At 34.8% G+C, this 20,319-nt stretch carries 18 protein-coding genes and 1 tRNA gene; 6 read left to right on the top strand and 13 right to left on the bottom strand.

Annotated elements, in window-relative coordinates:
• Positions 1-103: 103 nt before the first annotated feature.
• Positions 104-964 (bottom strand): DUF4349 domain-containing protein, encoded by an 861-nt coding sequence (locus Q1A60_RS18465; RefSeq protein WP_299767855.1) that lies wholly within the window; start codon positions 962-964, stop codon positions 104-106.
• 241 nt (positions 965-1,205) lie between these two features.
• Here Q1A60_RS18465 and Q1A60_RS18460 point away from each other — a divergent pair, with 241 nt between their 5' ends.
• The 4 genes from Q1A60_RS18460 to Q1A60_RS18445 all read left to right on the top strand — a co-directional run bounded on the left by Q1A60_RS18460 (position 1,206) and on the right by Q1A60_RS18445 (position 3,015).
• The gene (locus Q1A60_RS18460; protein ID WP_299767857.1) at positions 1,206-2,003 is read left to right on the top strand and encodes a hypothetical protein; all 798 of its coding nucleotides are present in this window, start codon (positions 1,206-1,208) and stop codon (positions 2,001-2,003) included.
• Positions 1,996-2,439, top strand: a complete 444-nt coding sequence (locus Q1A60_RS18455; RefSeq protein WP_299767858.1) for a hypothetical protein — start codon at positions 1,996-1,998, stop codon at positions 2,437-2,439. Before Q1A60_RS18460 ends, Q1A60_RS18455 begins: the two co-directional genes overlap by 8 nt.
• Positions 2,440-2,567: 128 nt before the next feature.
• Positions 2,568-2,777, top strand: a complete 210-nt coding sequence (locus Q1A60_RS18450) for a hypothetical protein (protein ID WP_299767860.1) — start codon at positions 2,568-2,570, stop codon at positions 2,775-2,777.
• A gap of 28 nt (positions 2,778-2,805) precedes the next feature.
• On the top strand, positions 2,806-3,015 hold the full coding sequence (locus Q1A60_RS18445) for a hypothetical protein (RefSeq protein WP_299767862.1): 210 nt from the start codon (positions 2,806-2,808) through the stop codon (positions 3,013-3,015).
• A 62-nt stretch (positions 3,016-3,077) separates the two neighbouring features.
• Here the strand turns inward: Q1A60_RS18445 and Q1A60_RS18440 are convergent, their stop codons facing one another.
• From Q1A60_RS18440 to porU, 9 genes are all read right to left on the bottom strand, one after another.
• Complete coding sequence (locus Q1A60_RS18440) at positions 3,078-3,575, bottom strand: NAD(P)H-dependent oxidoreductase (RefSeq protein ID WP_299767864.1); 498 nt, start codon at positions 3,573-3,575, stop codon at positions 3,078-3,080.
• Positions 3,576-3,612: 37 nt separating this feature from the next.
• On the bottom strand, positions 3,613-4,380 hold the full coding sequence (locus tag Q1A60_RS18435; RefSeq protein ID WP_299767866.1) for a hypothetical protein: 768 nt from the start codon (positions 4,378-4,380) through the stop codon (positions 3,613-3,615).
• 13 nt (positions 4,381-4,393) lie between these two features.
• The gene (locus Q1A60_RS18430; protein WP_299767868.1) at positions 4,394-5,074 is read right to left on the bottom strand and encodes an SDR family oxidoreductase; all 681 of its coding nucleotides are present in this window, start codon (positions 5,072-5,074) and stop codon (positions 4,394-4,396) included.
• Positions 5,075-5,120: 46 nt separating this feature from the next.
• Complete coding sequence (locus Q1A60_RS18425) at positions 5,121-6,161, bottom strand: M20/M25/M40 family metallo-hydrolase (RefSeq protein WP_299767870.1); 1,041 nt, start codon at positions 6,159-6,161, stop codon at positions 5,121-5,123.
• A 66-nt stretch (positions 6,162-6,227) separates the two neighbouring features.
• Positions 6,228-7,859 (bottom strand): pyruvate dehydrogenase complex dihydrolipoamide acetyltransferase, encoded by a 1,632-nt coding sequence (locus Q1A60_RS18420; protein WP_299767872.1) that lies wholly within the window; start codon positions 7,857-7,859, stop codon positions 6,228-6,230.
• Between the two features lie 3 nt (positions 7,860-7,862).
• Positions 7,863-8,861 (bottom strand): pyruvate dehydrogenase (acetyl-transferring) E1 component subunit alpha, encoded by a 999-nt coding sequence (gene pdhA / locus Q1A60_RS18415; protein WP_089372881.1) that lies wholly within the window; start codon positions 8,859-8,861, stop codon positions 7,863-7,865.
• A 212-nt stretch (positions 8,862-9,073) separates the two neighbouring features.
• The gene (locus Q1A60_RS18410; RefSeq protein ID WP_299767875.1) at positions 9,074-9,556 is read right to left on the bottom strand and encodes a cytidine deaminase; all 483 of its coding nucleotides are present in this window, start codon (positions 9,554-9,556) and stop codon (positions 9,074-9,076) included.
• Between the two features lie 33 nt (positions 9,557-9,589).
• Positions 9,590-10,738 carry a type IX secretion system outer membrane channel protein PorV gene (gene porV, locus Q1A60_RS18405; RefSeq protein ID WP_299767982.1) on the bottom strand — a complete coding sequence of 383 codons (1,149 nt, stop codon included), beginning with the start codon at positions 10,736-10,738 and terminating at the stop codon, positions 9,590-9,592.
• Between the two features lie 47 nt (positions 10,739-10,785).
• Positions 10,786-14,616, bottom strand: a complete 3,831-nt coding sequence (porU, locus tag Q1A60_RS18400) for a type IX secretion system sortase PorU (protein WP_363322600.1) — start codon at positions 14,614-14,616, stop codon at positions 10,786-10,788.
• Positions 14,617-14,833: 217 nt separating this feature from the next.
• Between porU and gldJ the strand changes: the two genes are divergently transcribed.
• Together gldJ and murF are read left to right on the top strand one after the other, a co-directional pair.
• On the top strand, positions 14,834-16,492 hold the full coding sequence (gene gldJ / locus Q1A60_RS18395; RefSeq protein ID WP_299767878.1) for a gliding motility lipoprotein GldJ: 1,659 nt from the start codon (positions 14,834-14,836) through the stop codon (positions 16,490-16,492).
• Positions 16,493-16,666: 174 nt separating this feature from the next.
• Complete coding sequence (gene murF / locus Q1A60_RS18390) at positions 16,667-17,947, top strand: UDP-N-acetylmuramoyl-tripeptide--D-alanyl-D-alanine ligase (protein WP_299767880.1); 1,281 nt, start codon at positions 16,667-16,669, stop codon at positions 17,945-17,947.
• 3 nt (positions 17,948-17,950) lie between these two features.
• Here murF and Q1A60_RS18385 read toward each other — a convergent pair.
• The 3 genes from Q1A60_RS18385 to galK all read right to left on the bottom strand — a co-directional run bounded on the left by Q1A60_RS18385 (position 17,951) and on the right by galK (position 20,245).
• Positions 17,951-18,025: transfer RNA gene (locus Q1A60_RS18385), tRNA-Val, on the bottom strand.
• A 33-nt stretch (positions 18,026-18,058) separates the two neighbouring features.
• The gene (locus Q1A60_RS18380; RefSeq protein ID WP_299767883.1) at positions 18,059-19,096 is read right to left on the bottom strand and encodes a UDP-glucose--hexose-1-phosphate uridylyltransferase; all 1,038 of its coding nucleotides are present in this window, start codon (positions 19,094-19,096) and stop codon (positions 18,059-18,061) included.
• 3 nt (positions 19,097-19,099) lie between these two features.
• The gene (gene galK / locus Q1A60_RS18375; RefSeq protein WP_299767886.1) at positions 19,100-20,245 is read right to left on the bottom strand and encodes a galactokinase; all 1,146 of its coding nucleotides are present in this window, start codon (positions 20,243-20,245) and stop codon (positions 19,100-19,102) included.
• Positions 20,246-20,319 lie beyond the last annotated feature (74 nt).

Below are 20,319 nucleotides of genomic sequence, written 5' to 3'. Positions count from 1 at the left end.
GGATGAATTCAAAATAAGTAGTTAAACAAATCCCGCTTTTTAAGCGGGATCTAGAATTTCATACTGTAATTATTAAGATTTCTAATTTCAACATTTAGCTCTTTTATTTTAAATCTTTGTTTTTTCTTATGCGATATACTATAAAAATCCCTATACAAATAAGTATCAAAGGCCAGATACGAAACAACACTAAAACAAGCACTTCCAATATTGAAAGTCCAAAACGTAAACTCTCTTTTATCTCACTTAAAAATGATGGTCCGTTATCTGCGGGGAGCTCTACAGCAGGGAGTTCCTGATACACATCAACTTGTATCGTACTATAACTTATCTTATTAGACATATAACGCAATCTCCCTTCTGCTGATTCTATCTCTTCTTGAAGAATTCGTATTTTTTCTTCAGCCTGAAGTACTTCTTCTACGGTTTTAGCTTTTCCTCTCAATATAGATTCATATCGATCTTTCACCTCTTTTTTCGTTTTTAATCTACTTTGAATATCTACGTATTCTTCAGTAACATCTACCGTGGTAATACTTTTTGTTTCTATTGTTTTTGAAAGCGTACTTATACTATCTAATAGATCATCAAAATAAGATTGTGGTATTCGTATGGTAAATCTGTTTTCTTTACGATATGCATTTGTATTCATTCGTTCATCAGAAACATAGCCTTCATAATATCTTGCATAGTCACGTGCTATACGAGTAGCTAATAGAACATCGTCTACTTCCATTCTAAGCGTCGCATTTTTGATAATTTTTACTGTTGATGTTGCAGCTTTTGATTTAGAACTTTCCACTTCATTTGTCCCAACAGATTTGAACATTTCAGTTTCCCCAGTGCGCTCTACAGCTATAGCTTCAAAAGCAGCATCACTTTTATGCTTGCTACACGAAGTATATAAAAATGATGAAACTATAAAAAGAAATAGTACCTTTAAAATTGATGTTTGTGTCTTCATATTTTTTAATTATTGATTACTGAAGTCAAACATAAAATCTAAATCAAGCCATGCATTGTAAGACGCTTGTAAAAGGTTTGTAAATCGTTTTACAAACACACAAATAACTGTAAATAAGAATTTTATCACCAAAAAAGAATACATATTATTTACTGCATTAACGCATGCAGTTCTAACCACTTTTAGGAAACATCATCCTGCTATAGACACCCCTATTGCTTCTTGGAAAGGACAGGATATAGTGCTGTTTCAGGAAGACTTAGTCACTCACGTAAAAGGAAGCATTAGTGAAAAATCATTTTATACGTATTTTAAAAATGAACCCAAAAAACTTCCAAGAGTCGATGTTCTCGACCTATTATCACGTTATACAGGAGCTACCTCTTGGTCTGTGTTCTGTAACGAACAGAAAATAGCTACTCAAGAGAAAAAGAAAACTACATCTTTATATAAATATATAGGTATTGGACTCACACTTTTCATTACTATTCTAGTGTTGATGAGCGCCTATTTCAAATCAGAGAACACGTTTCATTTCTGTTTTATAGATACAGATAGAGGTGCTTATATCAATACTATTCCTTTAGATATTACCATTTTAAATAATGATCAATCACCCACCTATATAAAAAGTGATAGCCTAGGCTGTTTCTCTTGGAAAACAAAAGCTGACTATATACAATTTGTAGTGCAATCTCCATATCATAAAACAGATACGATCAAAAGGTATATAGACACCTCCATTTCTGAAGATATTCCTTTACATACTGATGACTATAGTTTGATGTTACATTTTTATGCAAATAATAACCTAAATGATTGGAAAAAACGGAAACAACAATTACAACAGTTGATTGCAGAAAACGCCATTCTCATAAAAGTACTTCCCTATGATGTAGGTATTGAGATGTATACCAAGGAAGAGCTTATAAACAAGCTCACTACACCTACTCAAAGCTTACAAGGTTTTGAAATTATAGAATCAAAGCGACAAGGGGGCAAAATTGTAAAACTTAAATTTAGAACTAACTATGAATAAAGTACTTCTCTTTATATGTATGTGCGTGGTGTTAGGGTGTTCTAATAGAAAAGAGTTTGCACCATCTAACGATAGTATTACTATAGAAAAAGCACCTACTACTATTTCTTTAGAAAATGCTTACAAAATCTTAATTGAAGAAAAAATACAAGATCATATTGACACTCAGAAACTTCAGCTGCAATACCCTAATTTTAAGCAACTTATTGACACGACTACATCATTAAAATTAAACTATCAAGAAACTATACAAGACATTACCTTATTAGACGCCATTATTTTTGAAAATGAAAATTCTACAGACATACAAACGGTTATCACATATGACGGTAATAAACAGGATACCATCATTGTAACTATAAAGCGTACTAAAGTGCTGTTAGATGGAGAAGAAATCACTACTTCTAAAATAGTTTTAAAGGAATATAAAGAATAATTTTCTCTTAAAAACCACTTCCCTATTTTAAACAAAATAGGGATTTAACTATTTACAAATAAGAGTTTTACAAACAAAAAGAATGTATCTTGAAAGGGATATTAATAGTAACTTATAAAAATCTTATTATGCTGAAGAAAACATTAGATTTAAAAGGTGTTAGAACATTATCAAACGCCGAACAAAAAGAAATTAAAGGAGGATATTGGGGAGGTTGTCAACCTCAACTTGTTCAATGCTATGATGACAATGACTGTCCTTGTGGTCGTAGTTGTGGAATTACAGTAAACACCCCACAAGGGCCTATAGAGTTTTTTGATGTATGTCAATTTAATTAAACATGTTCTAATCATTTAAACATATCTCATGCTAAAGAAAACATTAAATCTAAAAGGTGTTAGAACACTTTCAAACACCGAACAAAAAGAAATTAAAGGAGGATTCTGGGGAGGCGGCTGTCAAGCCCAACTTATAGATTGTTCCAGCGATAGTGATTGCCCATTCTGTAGTTCAGGGTGCGGTATTTCTTTTGAAGTAAACGGACAAGTATTTTTAGAAAATTTCTGTAGATTCTAATAAAAATATTTTTTGAAATTTAAAGTCATCTAGAAATAAGTTTCTAGATGACTTTTTATATTTTAAAGCGTAGTAATCTTATTTCCAAAATCTTTAAGTACATCTATGTTTTCTAAAGAATCAACATGAATGTTTCCGATATAATTCATTCCTAAATAACCAGCTGTTTTTTTAAAAGGATGCCAAAACTCCTCATCTACACTTCCATTCATACAACAACTAAGAGCTCCAAAACCTTTCCCGCGAAGCTGCCTACCTAAGTCTTTTTCTATGGTTAATAGATCAGAGATTCTATCAAAAAACACTTTTAGGATTCCGCTCATCGTATACCAATACACAGGTGTTGCAAAAATGATGTTTTGGTAATCACTAATGATACGTTTCATTAAAGGCAGGAAATCATCGTCTTTATTGGCATGCCCATAATCATAATAACTAATCTCATAGTCATTAAGATCTACAACATCACAATCTACAACTTGTTGTAATTGATTTACTACTTTTGAGGTATCTCCATTAGAACGGGAACTTGCTAGGATAATAATCGTTTCTTTCTTCATATATATCTTAATATATTATGTTCTTTTATATCCATTTCTAGGTATGGAAATTCCAAACCCTTGTATTTATTGGCAAGTTCACAATTTCTTTTTCAAAACCTTGCGCATAATAAAACAGTTGTATTAATGAATATTTGAACCCTTCATCTGTGGTATTCATCAAATGACTAGTATCCTCTACAGCACGTTTATAAGTATATAGATCTATTAGTTTTATGTCCTCTAAAATGTTTTTCGCTTCTTTCTTATCATCTTCATCATCCCCAAAATGAATAACTATCTGACCGCAATAAGCTAGAAAATAATTAGAAAAATGATGTAAGTCTTTTATCAAACAGATTTCCATTTTATTTAAATCATCTATGTCTTCAAAAAAAAATATTTTCTTTTCATAGTTCCAGAAATAATCGTGGAAGATTTCTAAAAAAGCTCTGACAGGCGTTTTTGAAGGTATTTCAAAAAATAAATTAACACCATAATGCTTTAAAAACTTTAATTTATTCATTTTTAAAACATCTGCCCTAATACTACCCGTTTTTCGAATTTTACGTATTCTATTCTGATAGCTTCTATATAATGTATCATGTAAATCATCTAACCAAAAATATAGACATTCTACTTCAAGAATTGTAAATGCATTTGGATTATCAATTACTTTATCAAGCAATACCTCTTTAGACACCTTATACCAATACTCTTTCAAAAATCTTTTAAGATGCGACTCGATCTTTTTATCAATAAAAGGAGCCAAGTTTTCTTGAATTTTCTTCGTGTCTAATGCAATCATATATAACTCTTGTCCCATATTAACAAGAGTTTTACGGCGTACTTGCAGAAACTTGTAATAACTTTCCGTTATAAAATTTATTTCCTGTCAAAGAAAAATCAGCTAGGTATTCAGCCATTTCTTCAGCCGTAAGTGGCGCTTGATAGCCGGGAAATGCTTCTTCTAGCATTTCAGTTTGCACAGCACCTAAAGCCACTACATTAAATGCTATTTGTTGCTCCTTATATTCTTCAGCGAGGAGTTCGCTCCATGTAATAACAGCCCCTTTACTAGAACTATAAGCTGAAAGTCCAGGAAACTTCATACTTCCTTGCACACCTCCCATACTACTCACCGTCACTACATGAGCTCCTTCTTTCATATATGGAAGTACCACACGCGTCAATTCTGCCACACCAAATACATTTACTTTATAGACCGCTTCAAACGCTTCCATAGTCGTTTCGGCAAAAGGTTTATTAAGCAATGCACCTGCATTATTAATCAATATATCAACGCCTTCCCAATCACTTTCTATAAAATCAATGACTTTTTCAAAATGACTCGCTTGTGTGATGTCAAAAGAGAATGCTGTAATATTCTGTTTATTTAGGAGTTTACACGGAGTCTCATTTCGCGAAAGCGCAAGAACCTGATGCCCTTGATTGGCTAATATTTGAACTAATTCATATCCTATTCCCCTACTGGTTCCTGTAACTATAATTCTTTTCATATCCGTGTAGACGGATATCTCAATCCGTTATATCTATAAATGTCCATTAATTCATTTTAATCTCCTGTGCTGCCGTATTTGCCATACGTTCTAGACCCGGAATCAGTTTTTGTATCACATTTTCCATAAACGAAATATCCATTTTATCTGCCTCATCACCTACGCCATGATAATGATCAAAGTTGGTGAAATCAAACGAAGAAATCGTGTGTGCTGGTATCCCAAACTCTTGATAGAATGGGTAATTATCACTACGTCTAAAAAGATTAAACTCTTTAGCTTTAGGTAAGAAACCTATCACTTTTTCTCCTGCATATTCATTAAACTTTGCAGGCATATTTGAAAGATCATACCCAGAAATATACACTAAGTGATCTTTGTCTTTCATAGGAACTCCAATCATTTCTATATTAAACATCACATACGGCGTGATATTCTGTTTTTTAAGTTTTTTTGCTAGATGCTTTGACCCTAACAATCCTTTTTCTTCAGCAGAATATAATGTGAAAATGATGGTTCTTTTATTGGTTTTCGCTTTCGCGAAATGATCCGCAAGTGTCAACACAGCTGTAGTACCTGCTGCATTATCATTAGCTCCATTTGCAATCACATCATCACCTACAGGTTTTCCATTTCCTATATGATCGTAATGTGCTCCTATGATAATAATTTCATTTTTAAGGGTTGGATCATTTCCTTCTACTACTCCTACGATATTAAAAGCATCTTCTCCTTTTGCTGAAAAATTATCTCTATAGGTATCAAAATAAGGAGCAACACCCGCATTTTTAAAGCGTGCTTCTATAAATTGAGCAGCGATTTCTATGCCCGGACTTCCTGTATTTCTTCCCTGTAATTCATCTGCTGCAAGAAACTCAATAGATTTCTTTACAGAAGTCATGTTACTAATGTTAGGAAAAACCATAGTCACCTGATCTTTTGTAGGATCTGGCTTAGGCGTATCTGGTATTGATACTGGTGGCGGTGGCGGTGGCGGAGGAACATTAGATTCATTTACGGGTTGTAATGCAGTTCCGCATGAAATAATTAAGCTTCCTAATACTAGATAAAAAAATAGTTTCCTCATAGGTTTAAAGATAAAAAAACCCATCTTTAAAGACGGGTTTTATATGGTAAAAGTATATTAAAAGCATTATGCAAGCATTAATACTGGATTTTCAATATACATTTTTAGTGTTTGTAAGAATTGTGCGCCCGTCGCACCATCTACGGTACGGTGATCACATGCCATGGTAAGCTTCATAGTATGACCAGGAACAACATGTCCATCTTTCACCACTGGTTTTTCTACGATAGCACCTACAGATAAGATCGCTGAATTAGGCTGATTGATTATAGATGTAAAATCGGTAATACCAAACATTCCAAGATTTGAAATTGTAAATGTACTTCCTTCCATTTCTTGCATGGTTAACTTTTTATTACGAGATTTTCCTGCAAGTTCTTTTACCTCAGCGTTAATTTGCGGTAATGACTTTTCATTTGCAAAATTAACTACAGGTACTACTAACCCATCAGGAACTGCAACTGCAACACCAATATGCACATGATGATTTAGTTTCATCTTATCATCAAACCATTGAGAATTTACTTGAGGGTGTTTCTTTAAAGCGATAGCTGTTGCCTTTACAATCATATCATTATATGATATTTTTGTATCTGGCAATTGATTAAACTGCTTTCTAAATGCGATTGCATTTTCCATATTGAATTCCACATTTAAGTAATAATGTGGTGCAGAGAATTTAGAATTTGAAAGTGCTCTTGCAATGGCTTTACGCATTTGTGAGTTTGGCACTTCTTCAAAACTTTCCTCTCCTGTTGCAACAAATGGTTGTACACTAGCTCCTGCGCTCGCTGTGCTTGGCGTATAGTTTTCTACATCTGCTTTTACAATACGACCATTCTCTCCAGAACCATTTACGTGTGCTAAATTGATTCCTTTCTCTTCTGCTATTTTCTTTGCAAGTGGGGAAGCAAATATGCGTCCACCATTTGAAGTAGCTGTTGTATTTGTTGAAGAGCTTGCTTTTGGGGCTTCTACTTTTGGAGTTTCCTTCTTAGGTTCCTCTTTTTTAGGAGCTTCTTTTTTAGGAGTTTCAGCAACTGCTTTTGGTGTTGTTGATCCAGATTTAAAATTGGCAACTACTCCAGAAACATCTGTTCCTTTTGGTCCTAATACTGCTAGAAGGGCATCTACTTTTGCAGTAGCACCTTCTTCAAGTCCTATGTATAATAAAGTTCCTTCATTAAAAGACTCAAACTCCATTGTTGCTTTATCAGTCTCTATTTCTGCTAGGATATCTCCTTCTTCTACAGTGTCACCAACTCCTTTAAGCCATGTCGCTACCGTACCTTCTTCCATCGTATCAGAAAGTCTTGGCATGGTTACTACGACAACTCCATCAGGAATTGCTACTGCTTCTGTAGTCGTTTCTTCTATTGTAGCTTCAGCAAGAGTTTCTACTGTTTCTTCTTTTACAGGAGCTTCAGCTGTTCCATTTAATAATGCAGAAATATCTTCTCCCTCATCACCTATAATGGCTAGCAATTTATCTACTTGCGCCGTTTCTCCTTCTTGAATTCCTATATGAAGTAATGTTCCATCATAAAATGACTCAAACTCCATTGTTGCTTTATCAGTTTCTATTTCTGCTAGGATATCCCCTTCAGCGATAGTATCACCTACTTTTTTGAGCCAAGTAGCAACAGTACCTTCTTCCATCGTGTCGCTAAGTCGCGGCATATTTATTACTTGTGCCATAGCTTATAGTTTATGAGGTAAAAATGGATAATCTTCTTGTTCGTATACGACATCGTACATCACATTCTTCTCAGGGAATGGACTTTCTTCTGCAAATTTTTCGCATTCTGCAACACGTTCTTTTACACGTTTGTCCATTACTTTAATTTCATCTTCAGTAGCATATCCTTCTTTTAACAGAATATCTTTTACTTGCGTAATAGGATCTATTTTCTGGTATTCTGCTACTTCTTCTTTTGTTCTATAATGCTGTGCATCACTCATAGAGTGTCCTCTATAGCGATATGTCTTCAATTCTAAGAATGTAGGACCATCACCTCTTCTTGCTCTATCAATGGCTTCATCCATAGCTTCTGCTACAGCTACAGGATTCATAGCATCTACAGGGCCACATGGCATTTCATACCCAAGACCTAATTTCCAAATATCTTCATGATTTGCAGTACGAGCCACTGATGTTCCCATGGCGTATCCATTATTTTCCACACAGAATACGACAGGTAACTTCCAGTTCATCGCCATATTAAAGGTTTCATGTAAAGAACCTTGACGTGCTGCTCCATCTCCAAAGAAACATAATGTAACCGCTTCTCTTTTATGATATTTATCTCCAAAAGCCATTCCAGCTCCTAATGGAATCTGACCACCTACAATACCGTGACCTCCATAAAAACCTTTTTCTTTTGAAAATATATGCATAGATCCTCCAAGTCCTTGTGAGGTTCCTGTTGCTTTCCCATACAATTCTGCCATCACACGTTTAGGGTCTACGCCCATACCTATAGGTTGTACGTGATTACGATAGGCAGTAATCATTTTGTCTTTGCTTAAGTCCATCGCATGTAATGACCCTGCCAATATAGCTTCTTGGCCATTATAAAGGTGTAAGAACCCTCTAACTTTTTGCTGAATGTATACTTGAGCTAACTTGTCTTCAAACTTACGCCAGAAGAGCATTTCTTCGTACCAATTAAGATACGTTTCTTTAGTGATTTTCTTCATCTATAACGAGTATAAAAATGACTTTACTAAAAGCCACTAACAAAAATAAGGTATTAGATAGATACCGCAAAAAGGGTTTTGCATAAAAGTTACGAAAACGAAATAGTAATGCGCTTTATTCTGATTATTTTGTTAAGAAAACTGTAATGCTTCAAGTATACGCTTTCGCGAAAGCGTACTCATTAATAATCTCAATAATAAAAGAATGTTTTTTAAAGGTATTTTGAGGTAAAAAGTAATGGAAGTAAGTTTTCTAAAGAATCACTTTTCCATACCTCCCCTTGATCTCCCATAAAATAAATAGGAATCGCCTCTCCTTGTCGTATCTCATATTCTGCAATTGCTTGTCTACAAGATCCGCAAGGTGGAATAGGTTGCGACGTTGCTTTATCCTTCCCTTTTGCACTTATAGCGATAGCTTTAAAAGCCGTATTTGGATATTGCGCGGAAGCATAATAAATCGCAGTACGTTCTGCACATAAACCAGATGGATATGCTGCATTCTCTTGATTACTCCCTCGTATTATTTTTCCGTTTTCTAATAAAACAGCGGCTCCTACAAAAAAGTTTGAATAAGGCGCATATGCAGTATCTCTTGCAAGTATAGCTTCTTGCATCAATGAAAAAATCGTTTTTGGAAGCTCATCTATAGATGGGTATACTTCCAAAAACGATTCTATCTTAATTTTTTTCATATTTCTTTTCCGTTTACACGGAAATCATATTTCCTAGTATTCATCAAACTCATCTCCAAAATGGAAAGTAAGTCCAAAACGTAAGGTATTTTCTAACGGACTACGTACCGACCCAGTAGAGAAAAGATATGATAAATCTATATCAATAGCATTAAATTCAAATCCTGCGCCTAAGGTTGCAAATTTACGTGCTCCTTTAATATCACTTTCATTAAAGTATCCTGCACGAAGCGAAAAGGCATTGTCATACACATACTCAGCTCCAAGTGACCATGTAAATTCTTTAAGCTCTTCACTAAATCCATCTGGTGCATCTCCAAATGATTGGAAAATCCCCTGAAAGAAACTTACATTATCATCTTGTCCAGCAATAATATTTCCTTCTCCATCTCTTCTAGGAGGAGTAGGCACTAATAATTTATTGAATTCTAATCCAACAAATACTCTATTATAACCATCTAAGATAAAATCAAATCCTCCACCAAGCTTTAAGTTAGTAGGAATAAAATCATCATCATTATCGGCATCACTATACGATACTTCTGGTCCTATATTAGAGATATTAAATCCTCCTCTCCAACGACCATCGAAACTATTATAGGTGATTTCTTCAGATTGATAGTATCCTGAGATATCTACTCCAAAAGAACTCGCTGCTCTAGCATCTGGATCTAACTGTTGGATTCTAAGATCACTTCGTAAATAACGTCCTGACACTGCCATAGAGAAACGCTCACTTAATTTAAGTGCGTAGGTTGCATCTATTGTAAATTCATTAGGACGAATATCCAATCCAGGATCATTAGGTCCTGTAGTTGTCGTAATTGTTCCTAAACTAAAATATCGAAGACTTGCTCCAAAAGCACTTTTTTCATCAATACGATTTGCATAGGCAGCTTGTAAAATAGCAATATCATTTACTAAATTCCCTAAATAAGGTGTATAATTAACTCCTATATTATGCTTTGTATCTAAAAAAGCTAGTTTAGCAGGATTCCACTGTACGCCATATACATCTGGGCTCGTTGCTACTCCTTGTTCTCCAAGTCCTGCAGCACGTGCGTCTGCAGCAATAACTAAGAATGGGACCGCCGTTGTAATTGTATTAGGCTCGTCTTGGGCTTGCACCGTTGCGTTAAAAGCGAAACATGCTCCTAAGCACAGCATCATCATTTTCTTCATAAAAATTTCAAATTTGAACAAATATAGACTTTTTATAGATTTATATTTTATAGAATTACAAGCTTTTCAAACTTTTCGACTTGCTTGTTAGTTAACGTAGATTTTACGGTTATCTTATATACATACACTCCTTTTCCAATTGCCTCTCCAAAATCATCTAATCCATCCCACACGATGTCTCTAGACAAAAACCCTTCATTCACAACTGTTTGATTAATGGTTTTTACCACTTTTCCACTCACTGTAAATATCTGAACTTGTACATCAAGAGGCTCAAAAGGTCTATTATGATTGAACCAAAACTCTGTGTAATTTACAAAAGGGTTTGGATAATTAAGTACATTTTCAAGCTGCAATTCTCCATCTCCAACTACAACAAACTGTAATTCTGCTCTAGAAGAATTATTATATACGTCCCACGCGATGAACGTAAGTGTATGAAGACCTTCTTCTAAATCTCGAAGTCTCCTGCTTGCTGTTCCTCTTGTAAAATCATCTACTTCTGTTTCATAGAAATCATTTAAAATAAGAGGATTTGTTTCATCACCATCTATAATTGCTACAATATCATGCCCTATACCTCCAGCGGTATTAATTCCATTTTCATCTTCTAGTTTTGCCAATATAATAGGAGAATCGTCTGTAATCCCTCCATTCACAAAACTTTCATCATTCATAAACAATCGAATACGAGGTCCTAAATTATCGGGTGGTGCATCTTCATTAAGTCCGCCTATAATAATATCTCTATTCACACCTGCTTGATCTTCTAGCACACCTAATCGTTCTGAGTAAAAATTTAACCGTCCTTCTCCTAAAGGGATGGCGGTATCACGCGGCATAATAAATTCAAATTCAAATTGTCCATTTGTAACCGAAGCTTGTCCTCTGTACAATACAGCTCCTAACGTTTTAAAATCTAAAATCCCTAATTCTCCATCTACTATCGTACCATCATTACCTAATGTTTGACGTTGTATATCTTTATCATATAAGGTAACTGCTAATGTACCTGTATAATTAGAAATTACCTGCCCTAATTCACTGGTAACAGCACCATTTATTTTCACACGATCTAAGGCTCTTAATGTAGGTAACTCTTGTCCTACAGGAACATCATTTACAGCGGTCAATCGGATATCAGGCCTTGGAAATGCCAATGTCATCGCTGGATCTCCTAAAAAGAAAATTACCCTACGTTGACTATTTCCCTCTTGATTTTTTGCACGTCGTACATGTTCTGCAACACTTACAAGCTCGTTATTATTAAATCCAAAAATTTCTGCAGCAATGTCATCATTAAAATCTAAACCAAGACCAACAAATATCTCTCTAGTTGTTGCGATCATAGCTACTGCCCCACCATCTGGACTCCAAATAAAACCTTCTCCTCCTGTAGGACGACGTGGATTATCAAATTTTGTAAACTCACAGGTTACAGTAATGAGCAAAGGAAGACGTTCATCATTTGCGAGTTCATCTACTTCATTCTGTGTAATAATGGCTTCAGAAGCTAACAATTCTTCTCCGCCATGCCCTAAATAAGTCACTACTAAAGACCCTAATTCTAAAGCATTAGAAATCGTTTCATTTACTTGAGGATATCGATCTCCTCCTGCAGAAGATTGTTGCTGAAAAGCATCACTATATATTTTTATAACATTTGTAGAAGGTCGTTGTTCTTCAATCTCATCACTCAACGCATCTAGATTTACTTGTAATTCATAATGAGCTTGTCCTGGTTCATCAGCATCATCAGAGATCATGACTAAATTATTACGCCAGCGGCCAAATGACTCTCTTGTATCATAACTTATAATTTTATCTACAACCGTCGTAGCCAGCGATGGCGTATCTGCTACAATACGTCCTACTGCGATATCTAATCGATCATTTCCTCCTCCATTAAGCTCAACAAAGCCTTCATTGGGATCCATAAATCCAAAGTAGTCATCAGACACTATAGAACTAGCGAGACTAAAACTCTGTTCAGTCTGAAAAGAAGGAATAATATTATTGTTACCAAAAAGTCGATCTTTATAATCTACAGAACCATCTCCAAACAAACATAGATATTTAATTCTATTGGATTCTGAAGATGCATTATCATAGACATACTTTACTAAATTGCGTATCGCTCCGATATCTTGCCTACCACCTCCAAATTCTTCATAAATATCATTAAGCGTGACTACTTTTACATTCAGTCCTCTAAACGTTCTATTATGTTCTGCTAGTCGTTCTGCCTGTGGTCGTAATAAATCACCAGTAATCATCAAGTAATCTACATCTTGAAACGCTCCGCTATTATTTTGAAAGATCGTCCCTTTTAAATTTTGATTAGCAACTCTTGTATTATTACTCTCTCTAAAAGGAGTAAAATAATCTGAAGGAGTTACTGCCACAAAACGACGTAATGTCCCTAATTGACTTCTAAAGCTAATATTCCCTTGTCCTCCATCATTAAGGGTTGTTGTTATGGATGTCTGATCAGTTACGTCCCAAATTTGAGAATAATCGCTAGCATTACTAAAAACATATTCTCCTAAACCACTTAACGTAGCTGCTTCATTTTTCTTAAAATTAATTTGTTCTCCTGTACCTTGAAGTGCTCTTGGGACATCTAGACTTATATAATCAAGGTATCCTAAACTAGAAGGATTACCACCATTGTTATACGTTATTGTTATTGTTACATCTGGAGTTGAGATCGGAATATCTATTTCAAACGTTCTCCCAGTAGCTAAGCTTATATCATTTATAGGGTTTAGTATTGCTGTTCCTACTGAAGAACCATTTACAGCAATTTCAAAAGAAGTTTGAGATTCTGAAGCTGCTGCTAGAAGGACTCTCAATGCAGCTGTTTGGCTAGAAACTATGTTAGGAAATGTAAAATCAAAAGTTTGCTCGTTTTCAATATTAAATTGTTCTCCAAACCATCTACGTCCTACTAAGACAATATTTTCTGTATCTTCTTCATGGAACTGGTAATCATCAAATGTTGTAAATGTAGCATCTGGAGTTCCTGAAGGCTGACTCATGGGCTGTACACGTAAACCTTCACTTCCGCCTGCTGTTACATAATAATACGACCTATCTGAATATGGATTTATGTTTGTATTTAATTCTTCATGAAATTTCCGAGAACTTTCTCCAAAAAAGAGAATATGATCATTTCCATTAAATGTCCCATCCTCACCACCTACTACTTGTATTGGAATTTCTCTTAGATCAAACACTTCATCTCCATTATCACTATTACGTAGTGGTAACGGTGAACCACCTAACCCATATACTTTAATTGTTTGCGGATCTATTCCATCTAATGGCATCCCCATACTTTGCAAAAAATTACGCGTAATTTGATGTACTCCAGTTTCTTCTACATAAAACTTATAATAATCACCACTTGCTAATATCGAATTTGTAAGAGGAATAGAAGATATCGTATTGCTTGCTCGTGTAAAAGCATACATAACCTTAGCACTTTTAATACGCTTATACTGTCCATTAGTAATAATAAAAGGACTCACATTTAAACTAGCATAATATGTATTTCTAGCTTTTGAGGTTTGTATTGTATATGATATCTCTGATTGAATTTTACTCTTATCTAATATAGACAACTGAGAACTTGGAATAGGTTCATAAACTACATCATTAATACTCACACTGGAACTTAAAATAGGTTGATTTACTTCCCATTGAGTTAAATAGCTCCATGATGCGTCTTCATTTTGAGTAAAATGTAATGACCTATTTAAAGGGGTATTAACATCCACTAACATTTTCTCCCAATCTAATGACAATCGCTTTTCTTGAGAAAAACCTAGGGAAGAAATAAAAAACAAAAGTATAGCGTAGCGTATTTTCATCATATATCGTAACGATAAATGCCAATCAATAGTATCAAAAAAGATGATATTTTTTGATTATTTTTTTTGTTTACAATAATAAAGAATAAATACCTACGTTACTAATGGGTTGACTAAAACCACTAAAAAATAAATTTGATGACTGCTTTTAATAAATTAATATTGTCATTTTCGTGTTAATTGTTATATTGCGATCCCAAATCTACTTAAGCAAAAACCGATGAAATTAAATCTTGCTCTAAAAATCTTTGCTGTGGCCACTGTTGCCCTAACAGTTGCTAGCTGTAGCAAATCTAATAACTACAAAGACAGTTCCCGAGGTACTGGATGGAAAGTTGATGGTAAAGACGGAGGCTTTAAAGCTAATACCGACTATACCGAACAAGCGACTGGTCCTGGACTCGTGTTTGTTGAAGGAGGAACTTTTACAATGGGAAAAGTTCAAGATGACGTCATGCATGATTGGAATAACTCTCCAAATCAACAGCATGTTCAGTCTTTTTATATGGATGAAACCGAGGTTACCAATGTAATGTATTTAGAATACTTAGATTGGATCAAGAAAGTATTCCCTCCTACAGACGAAAATTACCGTAACATCTACTTAGGTGCATTACCAGACACATTAGTTTGGAGAAATCGTTTAGGGTTTAACGAAACGATGACAGAAAACTATTTACGTCACCCAGCTTTTGCTAATTACCCTGTTGTAGGTGTAAGTTGGCTTCAAGCTGTTGAATTTTCTGATTGGAGATCAAACCGTGTTAACGAATTAATTCTTGAAGAACAAGGATTTACTGCTCGTGGAGCACGTAATGATGTAGAAGCTACTTCTACTTTTGACACAGAAACATATTTAAATTCTCCTACGTTAGCATATGGAGGAAGTGATAGTCTCGCAAGAGGAGGACGTGCTAGTGAGTCAAGAATGAAGAGAAATGATAGCACTAACATATTTGTACAGCGTAAAGACGGTATTCTTTTACCAAAATATAGATTACCAACGGAAGCTGAATGGGAATATGCTGCATTAGGACTTTCTGAATTAAGAAGTTATAATGTATATAGAGGTCGTAAAAAATATCCTTGGAATGGATCGTATACAAGATCTGCTTCTAGACGTACACGTGGTGATCATTTAGCAAACTTTAAGCAAGCTGATGGAGATTACGGAGGAATTGCAGGTTGGTCTGATGATAATGCAGATATTACTGCCGAAGTACAAACATATGAACCAAATGATTTTGGATTATATGATATGGCTGGAAATGTTTCTGAATGGGTAGCCGATGTATACCGCCCAATAGTAGATGATGAGTTTAATGATTTTAACTACTATAGAGGTAACGTATATACTAAAAATGCAATTGATGAAGAAGGAAAAGTTAGAGTTGTAACTGTAGATTCTATTGTATATGACACGTTAGCTAACGGAAAAGTAGTTGCTAGAGATTTACCTGGAGAAATTCTTCAAGTGCCAGTAGACGAAGATGAAACATATTTACGTACACAATTCTCTCAAAGTGACAACCGTAACTTTAGAGATGGCGATAGAAGATCTACTCGTTACTTTGAATCTTTTGATGACGATGAAGATCAGAGTGAAGCTCCAGCAATGTATGATGCTCCTAGACATAAAGTTTCTAGTGATAGTACAGGGACATTAAGTCGTGAGTTTGATGAATCAAATAGTAGAACAACACTCATTAATGACGAAGTAAGAGTATACAAAGGAGGATCTTGGAGAGATAGAGCATACTGGCTAGATCCTGCACAACGTCGCTTCTTACCACAAGGTATGGCTACAGATGATATCGGATTTAGATGTGCTATGTCACGTGTAGGTTCAAAATCTAAAAGTGGAAAAAGAGCTAGATAATTTTAGCAATACACATAGTAAAAAAGCCCTCTTGTAGGGCTTTTTTAATACCATAAAAAGTATAAATCAAGAACCCGCTAGATACTAACGAATTCAGAAAATAGCAGGATTAGCTTAACTTACAATGTTGATATGTCTTATAGGCTTTTAAACATTGAGTTTCACTAATAAATTATGAATATAGAACAATTACATCATCTCTTTTTAAAAAGTACAGGCATATGTACTGATACAAGAAAATTAGAAAAAGGACAATTATATTTCGCCTTAAAAGGAGCTAATTTTAATGGAAATCTATTTGCAAAAAAAGCAATAGAACAAGGTGCTACTTATGCCATCATTGATGAAACACAAGGAGAGCTTGAATATACTATTCTAGTAGAAGATGTATTACAGACATTACAACAACTGTCTACCTATCATAGAGAATACTTAGATATTCCCATCATTGCGCTTACAGGAAGTAATGGAAAAACAACAACAAAAGAACTCATTAATTCTGTATTATCCCAAAAATATAATACGACTGCTACCATTGGTAACCTCAACAATCACATAGGAGTCCCTTTGACGCTTTTGTCTATGACAAAAGAAACTGAGATAGGCATCGTCGAAATGGGTGCAAATCATCAAGGAGAGATTGCAGCTTTAAGCGAAATTGCCAAACCAAATTTTGGATATATCACAAATTTTGGAAAAGCACATTTAGAAGGTTTTGGCGGTGTGGAAGGTGTTATAAAAGGAAAAAGCGAACTATACAAATACATACAAAAAACAAATGGTCTCGCTTTTATCAATAAAGAAGATCCATTACAGATAAAGCAATCTACAGGGATTCAGGTCAAAACATTTGCACCAAATAATGCAGATTACACCATTACTTTTAAAGGAGCCTCACCTTATGTACATATAGATTTTGATGACCTTACTATCAAAACACAACTAACAGGAGCATACAACGCATTAAATGTTGCTGCAGCTATTGCCATGGGAGCCTATTTTTCTGTAGATAAAGAAGTTATAAAAAAAGGCATCGAAGGGTATATTCCAGCTAATAACAGATCTCAAGTTATTAAAAAAGAAAATAATATTACTATTATTTTAGATGCGTATAATGCCAATCCTACCAGTATGGAAGCTGCTTTAGATAACTTAAGTAAGCAATCGTCTCAACACAAAATTGCTTTCTTAGGAGATATGTTTGAAGTTGGCGAAACCACACTTCAGGAGCATCAGCATATTCTTAGCTATGCAAATACATGTTCTATTGACGAAGTCTATGCGGTGGGGCCTACTTTTGGGGTTTCAACTCCTGAAAATAACAATCACCTTGTTTTTCTGACATATAACGCTTTCGCGAAAGCGTATACAGGAGACATTCCTCCCGATACAACCATCCTCATTAAAGGATCACGCGGTATGGCAATGGAACGTGTTTTGGATTTAATAAAATAATAGTGGGTCATACTGGATTCGAACCAGTGACTTCTACCCTGTCAAGGTAACACTCTGAACCAACTGAGTTAATGACCCTTTTTGACAGTAAATATAAACAACATCTTAAGACTATAAAAGTGTATAGTGCACCTCATTTTGTTCTTTTATAGTTGCCGCAGCTTGTTCAGCCGTAATATCACGCTGTGGATTGGCAAATAACTCATACCCTACCATGAATTTCTTTACCGTAGCCGACCTCAACAATGGCGGATAAAACGACATGTGCATATGCCACTCAGGATGCTTTTCTCCATCTGTTGGAGCTTGATGTATCCCTGAAGAATACGGAAAAGAAGTTTTAAAAATATTGTCATACTTAATCGTAAGCCTCTTTATAGCTTCTGCAAAACTCATTTTTTCTACTGCTGTTAAATCAGTTATAGCAGCAACTTTCCTTTTGGGTACAATCATCGTTTCATATGGCCATATTGCCCAATAAGGAACTAAAACAACAAAATGTTCATTCTCAAAAATGATACGTTCATTAGTTTCGAGCTCTTGATTGATATAATCTCCTAAAAGAGAACGCCCATGCTCTTTCCAATAGGATGATTGTCTATCTGTTTTTTTAACTACTTCTTCAGGAATTGTACTTTGCGACCATATTTGCCCATGCGGATGCGGATTACTACACCCCATAATAGGTCCTTTATTTTCAAATATTTGCACATGATTAATCTCTTGTTTCCCACCCAAAGTAGCATATTCTTCTTGCCATAAAGAAATTACTTTCTCAATGTCTTCAACCTCCATAAGTGGTAACGTTAAAGAGTGATTTTCAGAAAAGCAAACAACTCTACATTCTCCTTGTTCTCCTTTTGCAAGTAGTAAGCCATTTTGCACTGTTTCTGACGATGTATTTGAAAGTAATGCTGCAAAATCATTGGTAAACGCATAAGGCGCTTTATACTTTGGATTTATAACACCCCCAGCTCGTTCATTGCCTGGACACAAATAACAGGTTGAATCATAAGAGATTGATTCTAATAAAGCAGGAGTTTCACTTTTACCTTGCCAAGGTCGTTTCGTTCTATGTGGAGACACAAGAATCCATTCTCCTGTTAAGATATTAAATCTCCTATGCGGGTGTTCTTGTAAAGATGCCATATACTATGAATACATTGATGTTCCTTGACTCGGAACGGTTACAAATGATGTTAGATCTATATCAAACGTCTTTTTATATGCTTTTGATGCTTCTTTAATAAAAGTATCTACCATATCTCTATGAATTAAATTAATTGTACAACCACCAAAACCACCTCCCATCATTCTTGCTCCAAGTACTTCTTCTTTTGTTTCTGAAAAATCTACTAAGAAGTCTAACTCAGGGCAACTTACATGATATTGATGCTGTAGTCCTCTATGTGAAGCATACATCAAAGAACCAAATTGCTTTAAATCTCCAGTTCTTAAATAGGCAACTGCCTCTAGAACCCTCTCATTTTCTTCTAAAACATATGCCGCTCTTTCATAATGAACACTTGACAATCGACTCTTATATTCTTCTAATTTTGAAAGTGTAATATCTCTTAAAGAAGACACTTTAGCATCCTCTTTTTGAATCATTTGTACTACAAATTCACACTCTTCTCTACGCGTATTATACTCACTAGACGCTAGATTATGAGAAACATTTGTATTTAAAAGCAATACAACATACGGATCAAAATTTACATCTATATATGTATGTTTATTCACTAAGCAATCTAAAAGCAATACAGTTCCCTCTTTACTTTTCATTACTGCATATTGATCCATAATACCACATTTTGTCCCTACATAATTATGCTCTGCGTTCTGTGATAATTGTATCATTTGCAATGTAGACATGTCCAATTCAAAAAGTGCATTCACTCCATAAGCGATTCCACATTCTAAGGCTGCCGAAGAACTTACACCACTCCCTAGCGGAAGGTCACTATCTATAATACAATCAAAAGCACCAACACCATTAGTTACCTTTTGTATTTCTGCAATCACCCCTACGATGTAATTCTCCCAAGTAGCTTCTCTAATTGTAATTTCATCAATAGCAAAAGTAAAAAGCTTCTGATATGTTGTACTTAAAATAGTACACTGAGTTTTAGAAGAAGCCTTTCTAAAAGAAAATGTAATTTTCTTATCAATAGCGGTAGGAAGCACAAAACCATTGTTATAGTCGGTATGCTCTCCAATAAAATTGATTCTACCAGGTGATATTACTTTTAATTCACTCTTAAACGAGTTTACAAAAGATGTAATTTGTTCATTCATAGCTATAAATACTACATTTAAAATCTGTGCTACTCTAGTCTACTCGCAAAAATAACAATCCTATAGAATAATCA

This window comes from uncultured Dokdonia sp. (assembly GCF_947492535.1).
Classification (GTDB): Bacteria; Bacteroidota; Bacteroidia; order Flavobacteriales; family Flavobacteriaceae; genus Dokdonia.
Note: the sequence above shows the minus strand (reverse complement) of the source record. Positions and strands in the feature narration are given on the sequence as shown.